General features: G+C 54.0%; 16 protein-coding genes and 1 tRNA gene. 3 read left to right on the forward strand and 14 right to left on the reverse strand.

Annotation, left to right across the window (positions count from 1 at the left end):
- Positions 1-36 precede the first annotated feature (36 nt).
- The 3 genes from RIN67_RS12135 to RIN67_RS12145 form a co-directional block, all read right to left on the reverse strand.
- The gene (locus tag RIN67_RS12135) at positions 37-687 is read right to left on the reverse strand and encodes a matrixin family metalloprotease (protein ID WP_265000084.1); all 651 of its coding nucleotides are present in this window, start codon (positions 685-687) and stop codon (positions 37-39) included.
- Between the two features lie 119 nt (positions 688-806).
- A complete protein-coding gene (locus RIN67_RS12140; RefSeq protein ID WP_265000083.1) occupies positions 807-1,496 on the reverse strand; it encodes a matrixin family metalloprotease in 690 nt (229 codons plus the stop codon).
- A gap of 243 nt (positions 1,497-1,739) precedes the next feature.
- Positions 1,740-2,441: a matrixin family metalloprotease gene (locus RIN67_RS12145; RefSeq protein ID WP_265000082.1), complete on the reverse strand. Its 702-nt coding sequence runs from the start codon at positions 2,439-2,441 to the stop codon at positions 1,740-1,742.
- A gap of 473 nt (positions 2,442-2,914) precedes the next feature.
- On the opposite strand from RIN67_RS12145, the gene RIN67_RS12150 reads away from it, so the two are divergent.
- Together RIN67_RS12150 and RIN67_RS12155 are read left to right on the forward strand one after the other, a co-directional pair.
- Positions 2,915-4,240 carry a KxYKxGKxW signal peptide domain-containing protein gene (locus tag RIN67_RS12150; protein ID WP_313826128.1) on the forward strand — a complete coding sequence of 442 codons (1,326 nt, stop codon included), beginning with the start codon at positions 2,915-2,917 and terminating at the stop codon, positions 4,238-4,240.
- Between the two features lie 19 nt (positions 4,241-4,259).
- Complete coding sequence (locus RIN67_RS12155) at positions 4,260-6,191, forward strand: LPXTG cell wall anchor domain-containing protein (protein ID WP_265000080.1); 1,932 nt, start codon at positions 4,260-4,262, stop codon at positions 6,189-6,191.
- Between the two features lie 91 nt (positions 6,192-6,282).
- Here the strand turns inward: RIN67_RS12155 and rihA are convergent, their stop codons facing one another.
- The 5 genes from rihA to RIN67_RS12180 all read right to left on the reverse strand — a co-directional run bounded on the left by rihA (position 6,283) and on the right by RIN67_RS12180 (position 11,297).
- Positions 6,283-7,218, reverse strand: coding sequence for a pyrimidine-specific ribonucleoside hydrolase RihA (rihA, locus tag RIN67_RS12160; RefSeq protein ID WP_265000079.1), 936 nt, complete (start codon positions 7,216-7,218; stop codon positions 6,283-6,285).
- Between the two features lie 93 nt (positions 7,219-7,311).
- Positions 7,312-7,851, reverse strand: coding sequence for a cob(I)yrinic acid a,c-diamide adenosyltransferase (locus tag RIN67_RS12165; protein ID WP_265000078.1), 540 nt, complete (start codon positions 7,849-7,851; stop codon positions 7,312-7,314).
- Positions 7,852-7,860: 9 nt separating this feature from the next.
- Positions 7,861-10,110 carry a ribonucleoside-triphosphate reductase, adenosylcobalamin-dependent gene (gene nrdJ, locus RIN67_RS12170; protein ID WP_390894568.1) on the reverse strand — a complete coding sequence of 750 codons (2,250 nt, stop codon included), beginning with the start codon at positions 10,108-10,110 and terminating at the stop codon, positions 7,861-7,863.
- A gap of 231 nt (positions 10,111-10,341) precedes the next feature.
- Positions 10,342-11,040, reverse strand: a complete 699-nt coding sequence (locus RIN67_RS12175) for a class I SAM-dependent methyltransferase (RefSeq protein WP_265000076.1) — start codon at positions 11,038-11,040, stop codon at positions 10,342-10,344.
- A gap of 185 nt (positions 11,041-11,225) precedes the next feature.
- Positions 11,226-11,297, reverse strand: a tRNA-Gln gene (locus tag RIN67_RS12180).
- Positions 11,298-11,553: 256 nt separating this feature from the next.
- Here RIN67_RS12180 and RIN67_RS12185 point away from each other — a divergent pair.
- Entirely contained in the window at positions 11,554-12,528 is a 975-nt protein-coding gene (locus RIN67_RS12185) for a LacI family DNA-binding transcriptional regulator (protein WP_369075929.1), read from the forward strand.
- Between the two features lie 130 nt (positions 12,529-12,658).
- On the opposite strand, the gene RIN67_RS12190 is transcribed toward RIN67_RS12185, so the two are convergent.
- From RIN67_RS12190 to RIN67_RS12215, 6 genes are all read right to left on the reverse strand, one after another.
- Positions 12,659-13,741, reverse strand: coding sequence for a hypothetical protein (locus tag RIN67_RS12190; protein ID WP_265000074.1), 1,083 nt, complete (start codon positions 13,739-13,741; stop codon positions 12,659-12,661).
- 341 nt (positions 13,742-14,082) lie between these two features.
- Complete coding sequence (locus RIN67_RS12195) at positions 14,083-14,472, reverse strand: VOC family protein (protein WP_024747334.1); 390 nt, start codon at positions 14,470-14,472, stop codon at positions 14,083-14,085.
- A gap of 3 nt (positions 14,473-14,475) precedes the next feature.
- Complete coding sequence (locus RIN67_RS12200; protein WP_034545371.1) at positions 14,476-15,258, reverse strand: hypothetical protein; 783 nt, start codon at positions 15,256-15,258, stop codon at positions 14,476-14,478.
- A gap of 47 nt (positions 15,259-15,305) precedes the next feature.
- The gene (locus RIN67_RS12205) at positions 15,306-16,316 is read right to left on the reverse strand and encodes a zinc-dependent alcohol dehydrogenase family protein (RefSeq protein ID WP_024747332.1); all 1,011 of its coding nucleotides are present in this window, start codon (positions 16,314-16,316) and stop codon (positions 15,306-15,308) included.
- A 26-nt stretch (positions 16,317-16,342) separates the two neighbouring features.
- A complete protein-coding gene (gene scrK / locus RIN67_RS12210) occupies positions 16,343-17,218 on the reverse strand; it encodes a fructokinase ScrK (protein WP_265000073.1) in 876 nt (291 codons plus the stop codon).
- Positions 17,219-17,945: 727 nt separating this feature from the next.
- Positions 17,946-18,725, reverse strand: coding sequence for a fructose permease (locus RIN67_RS12215; protein ID WP_107738239.1), 780 nt, complete (start codon positions 18,723-18,725; stop codon positions 17,946-17,948).
- Between the last annotated feature and the right edge of the window lie 238 nt (positions 18,726-18,963).

An 18,963-nucleotide genomic window follows, 5' to 3' on the forward strand; every position in this document is an offset into this window, starting at 1 on the left:
CGTTTGGATTCTCGGCTCTTTCAAGAACCACGATACCTATTGGTAGATATTCGCCAACCCCGCCCGATCGCGGTGAGTCAGGTGAACCCGGTGTTGCTTGTACGGGTACATCACGGAACGGGATGACCGACTGTGGGCCAACCCTAACGCGTGCCCCAGTTCGTGGACAGCGACTGCTTGGGTCATCGAGACCGGATAGTCTGCGTTCATGCTGGCCGTGCCGTGGTTCCAAGTCGCAACGTGCCAGAAGCTGGTCTCCCGGATAATGGCCGGGCCCCCTTCACCTAGTTCGCGGTAATTCGCCCGCTTCGGCATCCGCTTGTGGTAGGCCCGCAAGGTGATTCGATTAGCCTGCGCCGGGGCTTTCCCCTGAATCAGGTGCACGCTGCCGGTCTGGTTATAGGTGGCAATCGCCGCGCGAAAGGCTCGACGCCCCGGTAACGGCAGGTTTCGTTTAAAGTGGTAATAGTAGGTCTTAGAGAGCGGGACGTCACGTACGATAGCGGCGGTGGGGGTCGCCTTAGGCCGGTGCGTTTGGTTCTTCACCGGCGTGGTCTGGGTGACCGGCTCATCCGGTTGAACCAACGCCTCACGCTGCGTGACCGGTAATCCACTCAGGTAGTAGACGCCCATGACCAGCATGGCGCCTAAAACGACCCACTTCCAAAACTTTCGATGCTGTCGCACGGTCAACGCCCCCCTCAAAGCCAACTGAACTTTTGTCCTATTATCATAACATAGGTTAACAACTATTCATGGTGTCAAACGCATTATTTATACAATATTAATAAGGATTCCTGCTTAACTCAGGGATGGGCGACCCGCGGCCGGGATCCGTAGACGCCCCGTAAACCCGCTAAGTCCCCGGTGGTTAGGTCCGTATTGCCCTGATTTGTGGGATACATCACGGAATCGATGTCCCGGCTATGTTCCAACCCTAAGGCGTGCCCCAACTCGTGGATCGCCACCGCGTCGTTAAACGCCTGCGGATAAGCCCGGTTCAGGCTAGCCGTGGCCTGATTGCTAGTCAGCATGCCCCGCGGATTCAACGTATTCACGATTTCCGGGCCCCCGTGACCTAACTCGATTTTCTGGGGGTCCTTAGCCGTCTGCCAGTAAGTGGAAAAAACCACTTGATTACTCCCATCGGGCCCCACGCCGGGCTTCAAGTGGACCAACCCCGTCCGGTTAAACGTGGCGACGGCCGTCTCAAAGACGTCGCGACCATCCGTAGGTAGGTTGCGATTGAACCGGTAGTAGTAGGTCCGCGCCAAAGACTCGCCGTGAATGATCTTAAAGATGGGCGTGGCCCCCTTAGTGGTCGCAGCTTGTGCGGGTGTCGGCCGAACAGGCCTGGGCAGATTCAGGGTCCGCAACACGCGGTCCCACTGCGTGTTCACCCAGCGCGTACTTTCCGGTGTCAGCTGACTATGGTAGAGTCCCCCCATCATCAGTAGAACCAGCAATCCACCAACACACCACATTCGCCACTTCACACTTAGCACCCCTTTTACATTTTTTAGGACTTGGTCGGGCCAAATCGTCTGCGACGTTTGTACCATATATCAAAGTCCGACGGTAGGGGATTGTCGAATGTTTCGGATTTAAAAACGCTAAAGTGCGTTAGACGGCGGTTTAAAGCGTTTTTCTCATACGCAAGATAAGTGGTCTAACCAATTAAAACTGCTTGATTACAAACGGCCCGGCGAAAGAACCCCCTTCGCCGAGCCGTTACCTGTCTAATCTTTAGCTGAACGGTAAATCGCCTTCAGTCCGGCAATGTCGCCCGCCGATAGCTGACTGCGTCCCTGACTGATTGGATACATCACCGATAACAGGGACTGACTGTGGTCTAAACCTAAGGCGTGACCCAACTCGTGAGTCGCCACCGCGTCGCTGAACGCTCCGCCATAGTCCGCATTGAGACTGGCGTTGGCGTTATTCTGATCATGGGTTCCCGCCAGGCTCACCCGTTGCGTGATGCTGGGACCACCATGGCCTAATTCGATCTCCGCGCTATTCTGAGCCATCCGCTTGTGATAGACCGAGAAGGTAATGGAGTTCTTCCCCGCTGGCGCAGTCCCTTGAACCAGGTGAACGATGCCCGTGGCGTTGTACCGCGACACGGCGTCCGCAAAGACCCGGCGGCCGGCAGCAGGAAGCGTTGCACTATAGTGGTAATAATAGGTGGGCGACAACCGCATCCCCTCCACGATGGGTTCCATCGGGGTGGTGGTGGTCGAGGAACTTGGCGTGGCCACGTCTCGCTCTTGACCCACCAACCGGTTGACCCAGTTGCCATCTAGGGCCGTGACCAGCTCCGTCCGCAACTGATTGACTTTCGCCGTAGCTTGCGGGACCAACGTTGCGCGATTTTGGTAACCCAGGACAACCGCCACTACGAGAACCAACATGCCCAATAATCGTCTGATTGTCCGCATCACAACCTCATCCTCCATTTCTTATCCGGTAGTCTTCTTTTATACCATAGTTTTCCCGTCATCCCCTACTCATTCGCTACCCCCATCCCCAATCTTTACGTTTTCGTTAGAGTCTGTAACAGTCGTTGCGGTGATTAACTAACAGCACCACGGCAGCTATGTCCATTTGAATTTAGGTGTTACGAGTATCGAATTTTGTGGGGTTACCCGTTAACGCTTGCTTTATTTAGATAAGAAAAATTATCCAGAAAAGATTAACCGAGAAGTGCGCGTAGTTTGCTAAAGAAAATTAACTAACGCCTTGCAATTACGGTGTTTAACAAGAAAAAAAGAGCTTTATAACACTTAATTACCCCAAAAATGCTTCCTATTGTAAATTAATTATTGACTTATTTGTGATTGGTTATACAATGAGGGTGTTAAAAGCAAAAGAGGATTACATACTAAACGACTTTGACTGGAGGATGAGGAGCATGTTGGAGACTAAAGTACATTATAAGAGTTACAAGGCAGGCAAACGCTGGCTCTACGCGGCAATCAGTGTCACGAGTCTCTGCGCTGGCTTGGCCTTGACCGTCCCGGCCAACGCGGCGACCACGGATTCAGATTCGACACCGGTCACTGAAACCGTTAATGCGGATTCATCGTCCAATAATGAAAACGCAACCAATTCTAATGTTGACCCAGCAAACACTGATAGCTCAACCAATACCAACGAGACCAACGAAAATAATGAGTTAAATGATAATACGAAGACTAACGAAGAAAATGGTGACACCTCAAACAGCGATACTGATAACAACGAGGACAACACCAACGGCTCACTTGGTGACTCTAATACCAACGGGACTGACGTCAATGAATTAAATAACGACACTAATTCCAACGGGACCGATACTAGCAACCAAGCCGATGAGTCCAATATCACCGATACCAACGTTAACAATAACTCTGACAACACTAACTCTAACGATTCAAACACCCAGCAGGACCAAGACACGCAACTTGCAGCTCCTAAGGACCTCGCAAATTCCTCGGAAATCACTGATCCACTAGCCGTGATTAAGACCGGGGTAGCACAGGATCAAAGCCAAGATAAGTTAGGGGCTTCAATAACGGTTACGGCCACCAATAGTAAAGGGACCCAGACCTCGCAAGCCTCTTCGGAATCCCATAATCAAGAAGTAGCCGTTAACACACAAGATTCCAGTTTAACCGCAACTTTCAATGTCACCAACCATTCCGATACGAAGCAAGGCCTTTGGGTCTACCTGGAAATGCCCGCTTACTTAAATAACGCAACCTCCATGACCGTCTCGCCTAGCATCGACGCAGATAGTTTGACGAACACCCCTGAAGGCGTTCAACTTACCTTCATCACTTTGGATGGCTCTTACAAAGTGCCAACGGGATTCGACTGGACAACGCTAAAAGAAATTGAATTAACTGGGACCATGAACGCAGGAGACCACTACTCGGTATCAATTCCATTAACGATTCCCAAGTCCGGTACATCCGCCGACCTGGGAATTGCGGACTTCGGTCCCGATTGGTACAGTTCATCTATGAAGCTTCAAACCACGGACCCTGTGCTGTACCACGCCCCGACCAACTTGCCAACGGCGACCCAACAGACGCCGACCGCTACAGTTGATCCAGACGTCACCCCCCCCAATCGCCGCGATTACGAACAATCCCGACCTGCAAGAAAAGGCCAATACAGCCCCCGTCGATGCGACAATTCGACTCACTGCTCAAAACGAAAATGGGTTAGGGGTTTCCTTAACTTCCCAAAGTGACACTGGCAACGGTGATTCAATGACCGTCGTGGATGGTCAGGCAACCGACCTAACCGCCCTTTTGGACGTCACCAACACAACTGACGCCGTCCAAATCGTCAACACGTTCTTTAGTTTGCCGACCTATTACAATCTCCTTTACCCCAGCCACACAAGCACCGTGACTATGTCAGACGATGTCAATGCGGCTGACCTCCTTGCAGACCTGCCTTCCGGCCTAGCCGTTCATTACGTCACCAGCCAAGGAGAATACAACTCCTACGCGGACTTACTCGCTAAAGAACCAAACTTTCAGTGGTCTGACTTAACCCAGTTCCACGTCGTCGGTTTCTTAGCTAGCCAATCGGGCTATACGTTAAACGTGCCGCTCACCGCCCAAAAGACCGATCAATACACCATCAATGGGGGTTCTATCATGAGTCAATACTCCTATGGCGCCGTCCAGACGAACGCCGGCTTTTACTTTAGAATTGCCGACACCCTGGACGACTTAAGTGGTCAATATCAGGCCGTCGTGGCTAACCCTAACGCTGCCGTGGATGGCGACCCTTACTTGGCGGCACCCAAAGAGATCCAAGCGGCTATGCCTAACATGGGGAAAGACCAGATTGCCTACCATAACTTCTTCACCGGCACGTCGGGGTCGACAACGGATCACCCTTATAACGGTGGTGTCATCACCATCAATTATCAGAACGCCGACTTCGCCGATGCGATTAATCACCTCGGTTACGCAGTTGCTCTAAGCTCAGACGGACAACCTTATCAAATGATGGGGTACATTTTTAAAGGGACGCCTACCATGATTCAAAACCCAACGGAAAATCCTTCAGTTTATGTGGTCGTTCGTCAGGTCTTACAGACTCAAGATAAGACCCTCCAAGTTGGCGACAACTGGAACCAACTCGATAACTTCGTGGCCGGCTTCGACAACCAAGACCAGCCCCTACAAGCTAGTGATGTTCAAGTCTACCAAATCTCTGACCCATCTGGTATCGTGCAAGACGGTAAGGTTACGGCAGCCGGCACCTTTACGGTCACTTACGCTTACCAAGTTGCCGATGATTACTACGGTAAGGGTGAACCTTACATGGTTTACAAGACGGCGACAGTTACGGTAGATGCCCCTGATCCGGTTGACCCAACACCAACGGATCCGGACAATCCAGGTACCACTACACCGACCGACCCTAGCACTGACCCAGACAATCCAGGCACCACTACGCCAACCGACCCTAGCACCGACCCAGACAATCCAGGTACCACCACACCAACTGACCCTAGCACCGACCCAGACAATCCAGGTACCACCACACCAACTGACCCTAGCACTGACCCGGACAATCCGGGTACGACTACGCCAACCGACCCAGACAATCCAGGCACCACTACGCCAACTGACCCTAGCACTGACCCGGACAATCCAGGTACCACTACGCCGACCGACCCGGACAATCCAGGTACCACTACGCCAGTTGACCCATCCACGCCGACCAATCCAGATACAACCACCGGCAACGAAGCCGCTGTAACGGGTGGCTCCGGTGACACGGCCACGGTTACGACGCCAAGTGCAACCACCAATGATTCGGCCGAAACCATCGACACTAATGCGGCCGCAACCGCAACGCCGCTGGTCACTTCAGGAGATGCCGATTCCGTAAACACTACTCAAGAATCGACGACTTCCGCCAAAGTCATTCATGGCGGTGACGGCGCTACGGTCACTACCGGTAAGTCTTCAGTAGCCACCAACCAAGCCAAGGCCCAGACGGCGACTCCTGCCACTACCCTGAGTGCTCAGACTACGACGCCAAAGGCAACGGCAGCCACATCAACCCAATTGCCTCAAACCAACGAAGCTAAACCGAATGGTCTGGCCATCTTGGGGATGGGCTTGTTAACCAGTGCCCTGAGTCTTGTCGGTCTCAAGTCCCGGAAGCACGACTAGTCCAGTGTTAACCTGAATCCTAAGAAAAAATCAGAGGGAACGCTCAAAATAAAGCGTTCCCTCTGATTTTTTGCATTTTTCAGTTCAAATGTTACCCAAACGTCTTCAACGAGTCCTTAATCAACTGGATAAAAGCTGCCCGGTCGATATCCAGGAGGACCTCCGTATTCTTAGGCTTACCGGTCAACTCGTAATAGTCGCAAACCGTTTCGCCCCGGGTCAACTCCCCAGCCGTTTCCACGTCCACGTTCATCTGCTCGGTCTTGAACCACTCGGGATGAATCAACCACGTAATCGTGCAAGGATCGTGTAGCGGCGCGCCTTTAAAGCCCCACTTAGGTGCCTCGTGATAGCGTTCAAAGAAGTTCAAAAGGTCGGCGAACACGTGGGCTACTGGGTTATCAATCTGCCCAATTTCGGCGATTTCCGATTTCAGAATCTGCGCCTTGTGGGTCACGTTCAACGGGGCCATGACCAACGGAATCCCCGCGTTCATCACGATTTTGGCCGCCTCGGGGTCGACGTAGATGTTGAACTCCACGGATGGCGTCCAATTCCCCAATCCCATGGCTCCACCCATGTAAACAATCTGGGCAATTTTAGTCTTCAATTCCGGATAAACCCGCAGGAACAACGCAATGTTGGTCATGGGACCCGTAACCACCAACGTCACCGGCGTGGTACTCTCCCGCAACGTCTGCGCGATGAGCTCAATCGCGGTCAGGGGCTGTACGGCAAAGTCAGGGTCGGGTAGGTCGGCGCCGTCTAGGCCGGACTTACCGTGCACGTTACCGGCCGTTTCCAACGGCTTCAAGAGGGGCGTCCGGTTACCTCCCGCCACGGGGATCTCCTGGTGGTGCATCAGGGTCAGTAAACGCATGGCGTTATTCAACGTCTTTTCCGGCGTCTGGTTCCCCGCCGAAGTCGTCACTGCCAACAGCTCGATTTCGGGATTGGTCAACGCCAGCATCATGGCCAGCGCATCGTCGTGGCCCGGGTCACAATCCAGAATAATTTTAGTCGTCATTTTCGAAACACTCCTTTAATATCGCGTTTGTTACCGCTTTCATCGTACCATAAAAAGACCGACCAGCCCAGAACGGGTCGGTCGGTCATCAGCTTATGCTTTAGTTGGTTTACTGGGAACTTCCTGGTAGCCCTCGCGCCAATTCATGGCGCGGGCCAAGGCGAACAGAAAGTCGGACAAGCGATTCAAATAAGTCAGGATGGCTGGTTCCAGCGGGTGTTCTTGATTCAAGCGAACCACGGACCGCTCCGCCCGGCGCGCCACGGTACGGGCGTACTGCAAGGCCGCACCAGTCGGCGTCCCACCAGGTAAGATGAACGCCTTAAGCACTGGCACCTCCGCCGTTAGCTGGTCGATGCGGGTCTCTAAATGCGTGGTATCGGCCGGCACCATAACCTGGTGGCGTTTAACACTAATATCGGCTTGCAAGTCGTAGAGCTTCCGTTGAATATCCTGCAACTCCTGCCGTTCGGCGGTGTGGGTGTTCCCCATAATTGCGACCACGTTGCCCAACCAGGACTCGAGTTCGTCGAGGTCACCTAGCGCGACAATTTGGGCATCCGTCTTCGCAACCATCCGGCCACTGATCTGCTTGGTCATCCCCTGGTCGCCGACGCGGGTATAAATTTTCATACTGGCCTCCTACCGAATTGGGCAGGCCCCACCGGCACAGTCGGATTGGTCGACTAACTCGATATCCTTCTGGTCGTGGTGGTTGTTCTGCTGGTCAAAGACCTGGGCCACGTCGCCCGTGATCTCCGCGCACTTAGCCTGGTAGGTCTGAACATCGATGGGTTCCTTCGGCGCTTGCTTGAAGCCACTGCCACTGTATGGCAAGAGCGACGTTGACTTGGTGGTGTGCCGGTATTGCGTCAGTAAGTCCGCAATCTCCCCCGCTTCATTAGGCTGGAAGGTCACGGTACAGCTGACCGCATTATCGGACCAGTACGTTTGTAAGAAGGCCTGGGTCGCGAACTGTTCCGCAATCGACACGTTCCCCGCCGAAGCAAAGTTAGGGTCGTCCGCGTTCGCCGCCTTGACCGGGAATTCAACGCACATGGTGTTCTTGGTGTAAACGTCCGGTTCGATATGGTAACCACAAGCCGCCAAAGCGGGCAGTAAGGGGTCGGATTCCTGGAACCGAATCCGTTGAATCAGGTAACCTGCGTAGTGGAAGTGCATCCCTTCGGAAACCCCCGCTAACTTAGCAACGGTCCCGGATGGCTTCACCGTGGTGTGCTTGATCGACGGCTGGCATCCCAGGTCGTCCGAGTAGGCTTGGTCGGCTGCCACAACGGCGTGGTAGAGGGCGTCCACCCGCTTAACGGCGGCCTGGTTATAGATGGGTTGGGCCACTAACTTGCCCGTCTCGGGGTCCTTGACTTCGTTGAAGCCCGTGACCACCCGCGTCTTGAAGGTATCCAAGATCCAGTCTTGAATCCCGGACATCGAGATCCCGATTCGCCGGTTCTTTTGAATGGCCTTACGCGAGACTTCCCAATCGTAATCACTGAAGGTGACCCGCTTGGCAAACCGAGTGCCCAATTCGAAGGCGTCTTCCAGTTGCCAGCCTTGCTGTTCCGCAACGCCCGGGAAGACTTCGAATAAGTTGCAGGGTTCCCCGTTACTCAACGAGATTTCCCCACACGGGTTGGTCCCTTCCACGGCGTCATCGATGCCCGCCTGGTAACCATCGGCCATCCGGCCATAGTGCCGGGACAGTTCGAGGTTCACGATACCGGGTTCCCCGTTTTGGGCAATGGCGTCCGCAATTGGTCCGTAATGGTCGAATTCGGAGTCGACCGCCACACTGTTGTTCGAAGCCCACCGGTGATGGTAGAGTTGCTTCTTATCTTGCTTCATGGTGATGAACGCGTCATCGTCGGCACCGCCTAAGGCCAGTTCCGCTGAGCGCCGGACGTTCCCCGCCACCACGGTCTTTCCAATCAGGTTCCCGAGGTCGGTGCAGTCCACCGAAGTCAAACGGTGGCCCTGCTTAGCGTTCAAGATTTGGTTGATATCAAATAACATTTCAATTAACGGCATCGGACCAGAAGCGGTCCCGCCAAAGCCCTTGATGGGTGCATCCTTAGGTCGAATGTTGGACATGTCCAGCACCACCCGGTTGGCGTTCGTAGGGTTGGTCTGATCAAAGTGTGCATCGATCAGATTGGCGTTGGCCAGTACCCAGCCTTCCCGAGTATCGGGAAGCTCGTAGTACCGCGCACCTTGCAGTTCGTGCGTCGCCAGCCAGTCCGCCTTGTTCACGGCGCCTAAGGCTACGGAATCCGCGTACGATTGACTGTTTTCGTCAATTAGAATCGTCAAGTCGATGGACCGGTCCACGGCCGGAATCTGCGCCACATTCGTTGGTACTACGGAGAAGCCGACCCCGCCACCCTTCATCAGTTGGTCGAACATGAAGGAGTAAGGCATGGAGACCGCTTTTTGATCCGGCTGCAGGTAATCGGGGATAATGTGACTGTCCCCGTAGGCCTGGGGCCGCACGGCGATGAACCAGCAGTTGTTCAACGCGTCACCATTACGGTGCTGGTAGTTGGTCCCCGAGATCCACAGGTTCCGCCCGGATGGCGTGGCACTCAGCCCATAGATCAGCTTAAAGAGCCGTTGGGCTTCTTGCGTCAATTCCGCGCGCAACTGGTCACTCACCGTATCGCCCTGCAAGCGGGGGTCCAGATTGATGTTCCCTTCAACCACCCGTTGGACCGTTTCCGGCCACTCTTCGGTGCGTTGTTGGTCCGGTAGCCAGCGCGCATAAGTCCGTTTATACGTCACCCACCCGAGTTCGCCCCAGTGGGGGGTCACCGTCTGTTCAACTTCTTTGATAAATGCTGCGGATAACGTAATCGGTGCAGCGGTTGCCGTATTCATCATTCTCATCGCTCCCATCTCAAATGAAACTACGCTATATATAGTAGCACCCATTCCGGAGTCCACACAATATATAGTTATTTGAAAGTGGGTGTTGACTTTTGAGATTTCAGACCATCCCCTAAACTGGACAAAGCCAGATTTAGCGATTTACGCACCCGTCCCACGCGTTTTTGCCACCTTAACCGTTTTACGGGTAAAAGGTTCGATTTTCCCCGTGAGTTTTTTCGTTCAGCTGACTAAGGTCCCCTCGTGCGGTTTGACCGCCGTTAACGTCAGCGTGGGTAACCAGGGACCACCCCACCAGCCGTGGTAGCCGGTCCCCGTCACCTGGATGTCTTGGTAACCCAAGCGCTGTAAGGCCTCACGGTACTCAGCACAGGCAAAGCCCCAGTCCATGATCAAGACGCGACCGCCCGGTGCCAGGACCCGGTTCAGCTCCTGGAGCGCCTGTAACCGTCCGGCTCTGGGCTGGACCCGGTGAAGTGCTAGGCTAGAGACCACCAGATTGAACTGGTTCGGCCGCCAGGGCAGATCTCGTAGGTCGGCCGCCTGAACGGTTATCCGGTCGGCCCGATCAGTCGCTTGCCACCGCGACATCAACGCCGGGCATCGCGCGGCAAAATCCACCGGGACGACCCCCGTGACCTGACCACCCACTGGTAGCCGCTCTGCCAGCTGATGGAAGGGCCCGGACATACAACCTAGGTCCAACGCCCGGGTCTGATCATTGAGAGGAACCGTCGCCAACAGCTGATGCCAGAGCCGTTTTCGGCCCAGCCACGCCTTATGTAACCAGATGGCCCCGCTGACCAGTAACCAACCAACTTGACGGAACACCACCCAAGCGCCGAATCCCACGACCCCTGCCAAGAACCAGCCGACAACCTGGCGTCCGTCGCCAAGTCCCCATTCACGACTCACTTGCATCCTCTTCACCCCTTTATTTGCTGGTATGAGTATAGCAAAGACTCCCCCGATAGCTGGTGACAAAGTGCCCGGAACGCAAAATTAATGATTACAGTTTTTATAATTCGCCACGCATCCCCGGCATCACCGCATTTGTGCGCACAAAAAAAGCCGTCAAAGCACGACGGCTTCAACGGCGATTTTGATTGGGCTAGCTGGGTTCGAACCAGCGCATCACGGGATCAAAACCCGTTGCCTTACCACTTGGCTATAGCCCAATAATTGCGTCATCACTGACTCAACAGGTAATAATTTTAGCATTTAACCCCACAATCGCGCAACCTCTTTTTTCAAACTTTTTACCGTTCTGGCCATTTTTTACTCCGCCAGGGCCCGCTCCAGTCGATGGTTATTAGTTGACGGCGAAAACCAGTTAACGCTACTATAGAATTGATAGCTTACAGTACCGGCGATCCTACGGGACTCGCCGGTTTCGACTGACTGAAACAAATTTATCTAAAGGAGGTGCGCACGATGTCGCACAAAATCACCATCAAAGACGTTGCGACCCAAGCTGGCGTCTCCGAAGCCACGGTGTCCCGGGCGCTCAACGATAGTCCCCAGGTCAAGGCCCACACCCGCCAGCGGATCCAGGAACTGGCTCGGCAACTGGGGTACCACCCCAACGGTCTGGCCCGAAGCATTCGTGTTCAGCACACCCACACCCTGGGCGTCATCATCCCCGACATCTTAAACGCCTTCTTCACCCAAATCGTCCGGGCCATCGAGGACGCGGCCGATGCGGCCGGTTACGACGTGCTGATCATGAACACCGACGAGCACTTATCCCGGGAGACTAAGGCGCTCGACTTGATGCTAGAAAAGCGGGTCGACGGCGTGATCATCACCAGCGCCGGTGGTCCCACCGACTACGCGACGCGTTTAGGGGGCACCCCCGCGGTCTTCGTTGACCGGATGCCCCTCCACAAGGCCAAGCGCTTCGACCGGGTGTTGGTCGATAACGTCCAAGCTACCGAAGACCTGGTCACCCGGTTGATCGACCGGGGGGCCACCCGCGTGGGTATCATCAACAGTGCTGTCTCCATGACGGCCACTGAACGGCTACAGGGGTATCATCGAGCCCTGCAGAAAGCCGGCATGACCTTTGACCCCGCCATTGAAGTCAACGCCCGTACGGACAACTCTAACGTCTCGCAGATGACCCGGCAACTGTTGGTCAACCAACGGTGCGATGGCCTCTTCGCCGCGGACAACACCATCATGGACACGGTCCTCCACCGCATCCCCGAGCTCCAACTACCGGCCTTTCAACTGGGGGGCTTCGATGACCAGGATTGGTTCGACTTTCTGCCCTACCACATTGTCACGGCCAAGCAACCCATTACCCAGATTGCCCAAACGGCGGTCGACCGGCTACTCGAGCGGATTCGCCAACCCCGCATGGCCCCAGAGGAATTCCGGTTGCCCGCCCAAATTATCACACACTAATACATCAAAAGGAGCCTCCGACAAACCGCCAAGGCTCCTTTTTAGCATCTCTGAATAGATGGAACGTTCGTGCGCACCAACTCACGACCCAACTCACGACCGTTTGCCGGACGCGCTTGAACACCGTCACTTACCGACTTAAGACCTTCTGGCTCAGCGGTCCCGTGACCTGCAGGGTAAACTTGGGGGCCAAGACCTTGGCTTCAGCGGCGACCAAAGCTTGACGGGTGAACCAGCCGCTGCGAATCAGCTGGCCGACCTGGGCCACGTTAGCCAACATGGCCGCCAAATCTGCGGCACTGAGCTGTTGAACCGCCTGATCCAGTTGGTCTAACGAATCAATCGCCAATCCCAGGTGGTTGCGGACAATCAGGTCGGCAACCGCCGCTTCCTTCCAGACGATCACCGGCAACCCGTGCGACAGGTACATCGAAACCTTATGTGGGTGGTTGTAGCGGGTGTAGGAACTATAGCGGTAAGTCGCCGTGTTCCCGTCCCAGGCTAAGCCGAAGGTCGGCGGCAGCTCCCGCAAGAGTTGGCGCCGGACCCGTGAGCCCCGGTAGTCCACTTGCGGATTGGCCATCAGGGACCGGGTCAGTTGAGGATTCGCGGCCCCAAACACCGTGATGGGCGTCTGGGCCGACCAATCCCCCAGGTACTGCGACTTCTGTAGGTTCCCCGCCAAGACCACTCGGCGTTGGAAGTCCTGCGGCTGAATCACGTGGCGGACGCCCGTTGCACCGTCATCTAAGTAATCCAATAGATACTGATAGACTACCGGCGTAGTGACCCCCTGTTGGCGCAAATAAGCCGTCATCCGTTCGCTGTGGACGATCAACACATCACACTGGTTGAAGAAGGCAAACTCGTGAATCCACCGTGGAGCGTGTTGGTCCCGCAACGTCTCGATGTCGTGAATCAGGGCCACTACCCGGACTCCCCGGCGATGCATCTGGCGAATAAAGAAGTCCTCGTAGCGCCCGTCATTCAAGGACGGGTACTGGTAGACCAGCAAGTCGCCCTGGGCCACGCCCGCCGTTGCGCCCTGAATCCGGGCCATCAGGGCCTCATTCGACTCTTTGAGGCCCCCGTAGCGGCGAATATCAATGATGTGGTACCCGGCCGCCTGCCCAATCGTCGCGATATCGGCCTTCGCTTGGCGCGTGGCATCAAACGTCGGGCCTTGTAGAATATCCGTTAACCATTTCTTCATGTCATGACACTCCCCCGAAACAACCCATTAGAAACGTTTAGCAGCGGGTCAATCCCACACCCGCTCCATTCTTTACTTCCACTATAGAGACCCCGCCTAACCACTGACAACCGCTAACCATCGCTTAGGATAACCACTTACCCAATTACTGATTAGAACCACTATCGACTAGGGCCTGTCTGAAAGTGAATCGGGCCACTCAAACAGCCAACTAGCAGGGTGGCCCGACTGTCAGCCGTCTGGTATCACAATTGGGTTATTTTAAGGTAGGTCCAAAAAAATGGCTCCGGAAATCATCAACTGATTTCCGGAGCCATAACGTTTAAAGTAACGGTTCGTGTTTAGAGAATCTGGCAGAACTCAATCGTTTCATGATTGGGTCCCAAGATGTTGAAGAAGCGAATCCCCTTATCCCAGAACGTTGGGATGGATTGAATCTCGGTGTTGACCAAGTTCAACCCCTGCTCTTTGGCCGCAGCGAACGCCTTATCGACGTCCGTAGTGTTCAGAGAAACGTGATTGATCGCCCCAGCTTCTGGGTTGGTTGGATCGCCTTCCCAGGTCTCAATCGTTAGGTTGCCCAACCGCATGAAGGCACAGCGGTTCTCGCCGTTGTGGAACAGGCCCGCCTGTTCGAACCCGATGCTCTTGTAAAAGGCAATCGTCTTATCTAAATCGATGGATGGAATCCCGATATGTTGGACTCCCGTAATGTAATCTGATACTGCCATAAGTTACTCCTCCTTAGACATAACACTGGTATTTCCCACGTCTAGTGCTTGGTGCTTCAGGTGTGGGAAGACCACTTTGTCGGCCCAACCGGTAATGCTTCCTTGGAAGAGGAAGGCGAATAGCGTTCCTAACCCAAAGTTAACAATCTGACCCGTCACGATGGCCGCAAAGACCGCCATCAAAAACGGTGGCACGTAGGAGACCCACATGGCCGTGGTCGCGTTGCCCTTGAAGTAACGGAACCGCAGAATCTGCATCAAATCATCGGATGGGTGTAAGACCAAGTTGACCCGTTGGTAGATGGAAATCGCGACCGCAATGAAGGCGACCCCTAAGAAGTTCAGCGCCACGTATAACAGCACCATCCCCACGCCATGTGCTTCGGGCAGTCCCACGTAAAGTTGGGGATACTTACCCGTGAAGAAATCCTCGAAAACCTGGATTAACGCGGAGAAGGGGACCATGAAGGCCATGTTGCCGATCACCCGTTTCCATTCCCAATGGTGGATCAGGATGGCGTTTAACACGGAGGTCAGAAACCCCACGATTAGAAACGCCCAGAAGAGGTTCCAGTGTAACGCCGTCCCCATATTGGCTTCGGCGGCGGTCCAGAAGGCCGCCCCCAAAAACGAGGGATGGATCTTCGCACTGGTGACCAGCGTCAGCACGTTGCCGGCGGAGTTGATCACTAGTGATAGGGCGAAGAACGCCAGCGCTTTCGACATGGACATGGTCCGTTGATTCGTCATAGTTTGCGCCTCACTTAGCTTAGATGTTGCCGTCATTTTCACGATTACCACGACCCTTTACTGACTGTCGTTCAGTCCAGTGACTACTTTTCGCCGCCGACCTTAACGACCGCCTTGCTGACACCCTTGATCTTGCCGCCAAGGACATCTTCAACTTGGTTCAATTCAACTTCATGGCTGATCAATGGGTCAACGTTGACTTCACCACTAGCTAACAGGGCAATAGCGTCCTTGAAAGCGTATGGGTTGATGAAGGACCCTTGGATGGTCAGTTGCTTTTGGTAAACTTCGTAAGTGTTCATGGAGAAGTGTTGATCAGGCTTGCCGACACCAAACATCAGAACTTGAGCGCCCTTCTTAGTGGCTTCAACGGCTTCTTCTTGAGTTTGAGGCATCCCAACGGCTTCGATAACCACGTCGTAGTCGGCTGGAATCTTGTCACCCTTAGCAGTGTTGTAAGTGTTCTTAACGTTGAACTTTTCCTTGTTCAAGTTCAGCTTTTCGTCAATCACACCGGCTAAGTCAACTTGGTGGACACCGTAAGCTTCCAGCAATTGAACGAACAATTGACCCATGAAGCCATCACCGATGACCAAAGCCTTTTGGTAAGGCGTCAACTTCAACAGTTGAACACCGTGAACGGCACAGGATAATGGTTCCGTCGTGGCAGCGTCCTTCAAGGAAACACTGTCAGGAATTGGGTAAACCACGGATTCTGGTGCCGTGAAGGATTCTTCCAACCCACCGTTACGGGTAACCCCAACGGCGGATAAGTTGTCACAGAGTTCTGGACGATCAGTCAAGCAGTATTCACACTTGCCACAGTAGATGTTAGGATCTACGACGACCCGGTCACCCGGCTTAACGTTCTTCACTTCAGAACCTACGGCCGCAACGACCCCGGAGTTTTCGTGACCCAATACGATTGGTGGCACAGCGTCCGCAGAACCTGGCAAGCCGGCGTATAAGGCCCGGTCAGTCCCACAGATACCCGCGTAAGCGGTGTTGACTAAGACTTCGTCCGGCTTAACTTCTGGCGTTGGCAGATCTTGGATTTCAAACTTCTTGGTACCCGTTAAAACTAATGACTTCATAACTAAATTACTCCTTTTAAAGCTAATTATTTGTTGTATTCTTTCAGGGCTAAGGCGTAGTCCCCTAAGGTGGCGGACCCGTTCTCCTTAACCAATGGCATCACGATGTAGTCGGTCAGATCACCGACGTCCACGTAGCCGTTCAAGAGTTTGGCGAACTCAGCGCGGACCTTCACTAAGAAGGGTTCGCTGACCACGCCGCCACCGAAGACAATCTTGTCTGGCCGCAGTAGCAGCGTTTCCTGTAAAGCGGCTTGCGCCACGTAGTACGCCATGATGTCCCAGACGTGATTCGTCAACGGCACGTCCTTACCAGGTTTCCCCAGCCGGGCATCAAACGTTGGTCCACTGACCAGGCCTTCCAAGCAATCTCCGTGGAACGGGCAGATACCTGGGAAGTCCAGGTCGTCCGGGTGACGTTTCAAGCGCACGTGGCCGACTTCTGGGTGACCCATACTGCCGATGAACTTGCCGTCGATTACGGCACCCGCACCGACCCCGGTCCCAATCGTGAAGTAGACCAATGAATTGATCTTTTCATTGAAGAGCGTCGAGGTCACGTACTCACCGTAAGCTGACCCGTTCACGTCAGTGGTCCAGGCCATCGGGATGTCGAAGTCTTGCTTGAGCCGTCCTAGAAAATCGGTATTGGCCCAGCCCTTCTTCGGCGTATCCGTGATGAACCCGTACTTTGGCGAATTCCGCCGCAGTTCGATGGGGCCAAAGGATGAGATCGCAATGGCTTTTAAATCAGGAAATTTTTTGAAATAAGCGACGGTTTTGTCCAAGGTTTCTTCGGGCGTGGTCGTTGGAATCCGCACCTTATCTAGCGTCCGGTAATCCTCATTACCCACGGCACAGACGAACTTGGTTCCCCCCGCTTCAATGCTACCTAGTTGCAAAATTGCCACCTCCAGTGGTTGCGGAATTCTGAGACGCGATTCCGCTTAAATTTATATCGTTAGTCGTGACTGATGTCATCACCTTTAAAACGCTTTCATCATAGCATCGTTACCCAACGTTGCCTAGCCGTTTTCATATCGGTTATTTTGATGAAAAGGTCAAGAAAGCTTGGGCTGGTCAGAATGTAATCGATTACGACATTCGACCATTATTTCACAATTACTCCCATTTCCCGTTACTTTTCATCTCCATCAGTTCCACTAACGGGCCTCATCTCCCTTCCTTTTTCCAAATCTTTCCTATTAATGTCTAACTTGTGGTCAAAACATCCGGTCCCGTCAGCCGATTGGCAGGGCCGTGACGCCAGTGGGCACGACTTTGAGCTTCGCCAAGGGCGCGAATCTCAAAGCTCGGCCTTAGCCTAAGGCCAGAAAGCCGCTGGCCTAACGCTAATGTCACCGGCTGGGCCCTATCGGCTGACGGGACCTCACGTTGGTACGCGATATTGCGTGACACAGTTGCTCATGTAACGCTAACGTGAGCCGTGAGGGCGGTCAGCTAGGGCTCAGCAGTGAAATTTGACTTGGGAAGCGTTTCTCAGCTGCCCTAGTCAAAGGCCCAGCTTCGAGACCGCTCTTTGGCTCGAAGTGGTGCCCACTGCGTTCCAGCCCTAGCTGGCCGCCCGGTAAGGCGCCAAGCGGGACCGGATAGAGGCCACCAACACGACTAGTCGTTGTCCGTTGGCTTACCCACGTCGAGGGCTTGGTGTTTGAGCTTAGGGAAGACCCACTTGTCGGCGATCCCCGTGATGCCGCCTTGGGCGACGAAAGCGAAGATGGTCCCTAAACCGAAGTTGGTGAACTGCCGAGTCACGATGATCGCCACGATGGCCATCAAAGTCGGCGGAATGTAGGACGCCCACATCGCCTTAGCAGCTTGCCCCTTGAAGTAGCGGAAGCGCAGAATCTGCATCAGGTCGTCCGCTGGGTGCAGAACCAAGTTGACCCGTTGATAGATGGAAATGGCGGTCGCAATCAATGCCACCCCAACAAAGTTCAAGAAGACGTAGAAGATGACCATCCCCGTACTGCGCGCATCCGGTAGCCCGCCGAACAAGGTCGGGTAACTGCCCATAAAGAAGTCTTCAAAGACCTGGATCAACGCGGAGAACGGTACCATGAAGACCATGTTGCCGATAATTCGTTTCCAGCTCCAGTGATGCATCAGCACCGCGTTTAAGACCGCCGTTAAGAAGCCCATGATTAGAAACGCCCAGAAGAGGTTCCAGTGAAACGCCGTCCCTAAGTTGGCTTCCGCCGCCGTCCAATAGGCGGCCCCCAAGAAGGACGGGTGAATCTTGGCACTGGTGACCAACGTCAACACGTTCCCCGCGGAGTTGATGACCAGTGAAAACGCAAAGTACGCAATGGCTTTCCCCATTGAAATGGTTCGAGCCGCGCTAGGATTGGCCGTCGCAGCCAAATCCGAAGTTGCTTCAACTTTCATTTTTGATGTTCCTTTCTCACTTAACCCGTTTCGGACAGCCGGTTGCAATGAACGCCACCTTAATTCCCGGGAAGGTCATGGTTGGCACCAAAATTTATCGTCGGTTAAATCACAATCTCCGGTAATTTCGGCACACCGCATTCACTTATCAGTTGCCCTGATTTTTAAAAGCGAGATTAGTATATCATTCACAATCCTAAATTATAGCCGTTTCTACGGGCATTTAGCGCTCCGAAAT

The organism is Levilactobacillus namurensis (assembly GCF_032197885.1).
Classification (GTDB): Bacteria; Bacillota; Bacilli; order Lactobacillales; family Lactobacillaceae; genus Levilactobacillus; species Levilactobacillus namurensis_A.

Coding starts and splice junctions, on each gene's coding strand:
- RIN67_RS12145 (WP_265000082.1), bottom strand. CDS start 2,441: ATGCGGACAATCAGACGATTATTGGGCATGTTGGTTCTCGTAGTGGCG.
- RIN67_RS12150 (WP_313826128.1), top strand. CDS start 2,915: ATGTTGGAGACTAAAGTACATTATAAGAGTTACAAGGCAGGCAAACGC.
- RIN67_RS12155 (WP_265000080.1), top strand. CDS start 4,260: ATGACCGTCGTGGATGGTCAGGCAACCGACCTAACCGCCCTTTTGGAC.
- rihA (WP_265000079.1), bottom strand. CDS start 7,218: ATGACGACTAAAATTATTCTGGATTGTGACCCGGGCCACGACGATGCG.
- RIN67_RS12165 (WP_265000078.1), bottom strand. CDS start 7,851: ATGAAAATTTATACCCGCGTCGGCGACCAGGGGATGACCAAGCAGATC.
- nrdJ (WP_390894568.1), bottom strand. CDS start 10,110: ATGAATACGGCAACCGCTGCACCGATTACGTTATCCGCAGCATTTATC.
- RIN67_RS12175 (WP_265000076.1), bottom strand. CDS start 11,040: ATGCAAGTGAGTCGTGAATGGGGACTTGGCGACGGACGCCAGGTTGTC.
- RIN67_RS12185 (WP_369075929.1), top strand. CDS start 11,554: ATGTCGCACAAAATCACCATCAAAGACGTTGCGACCCAAGCTGGCGTC.
- RIN67_RS12190 (WP_265000074.1), bottom strand. CDS start 13,741: ATGAAGAAATGGTTAACGGATATTCTACAAGGCCCGACGTTTGATGCC.
- RIN67_RS12195 (WP_024747334.1), bottom strand. CDS start 14,472: ATGGCAGTATCAGATTACATTACGGGAGTCCAACATATCGGGATTCCA.
- RIN67_RS12200 (WP_034545371.1), bottom strand. CDS start 15,258: ATGACGGCAACATCTAAGCTAAGTGAGGCGCAAACTATGACGAATCAA.
- RIN67_RS12205 (WP_024747332.1), bottom strand. CDS start 16,316: ATGAAGTCATTAGTTTTAACGGGTACCAAGAAGTTTGAAATCCAAGAT.
- RIN67_RS12215 (WP_107738239.1), bottom strand. CDS start 18,725: ATGAAAGTTGAAGCAACTTCGGATTTGGCTGCGACGGCCAATCCTAGC.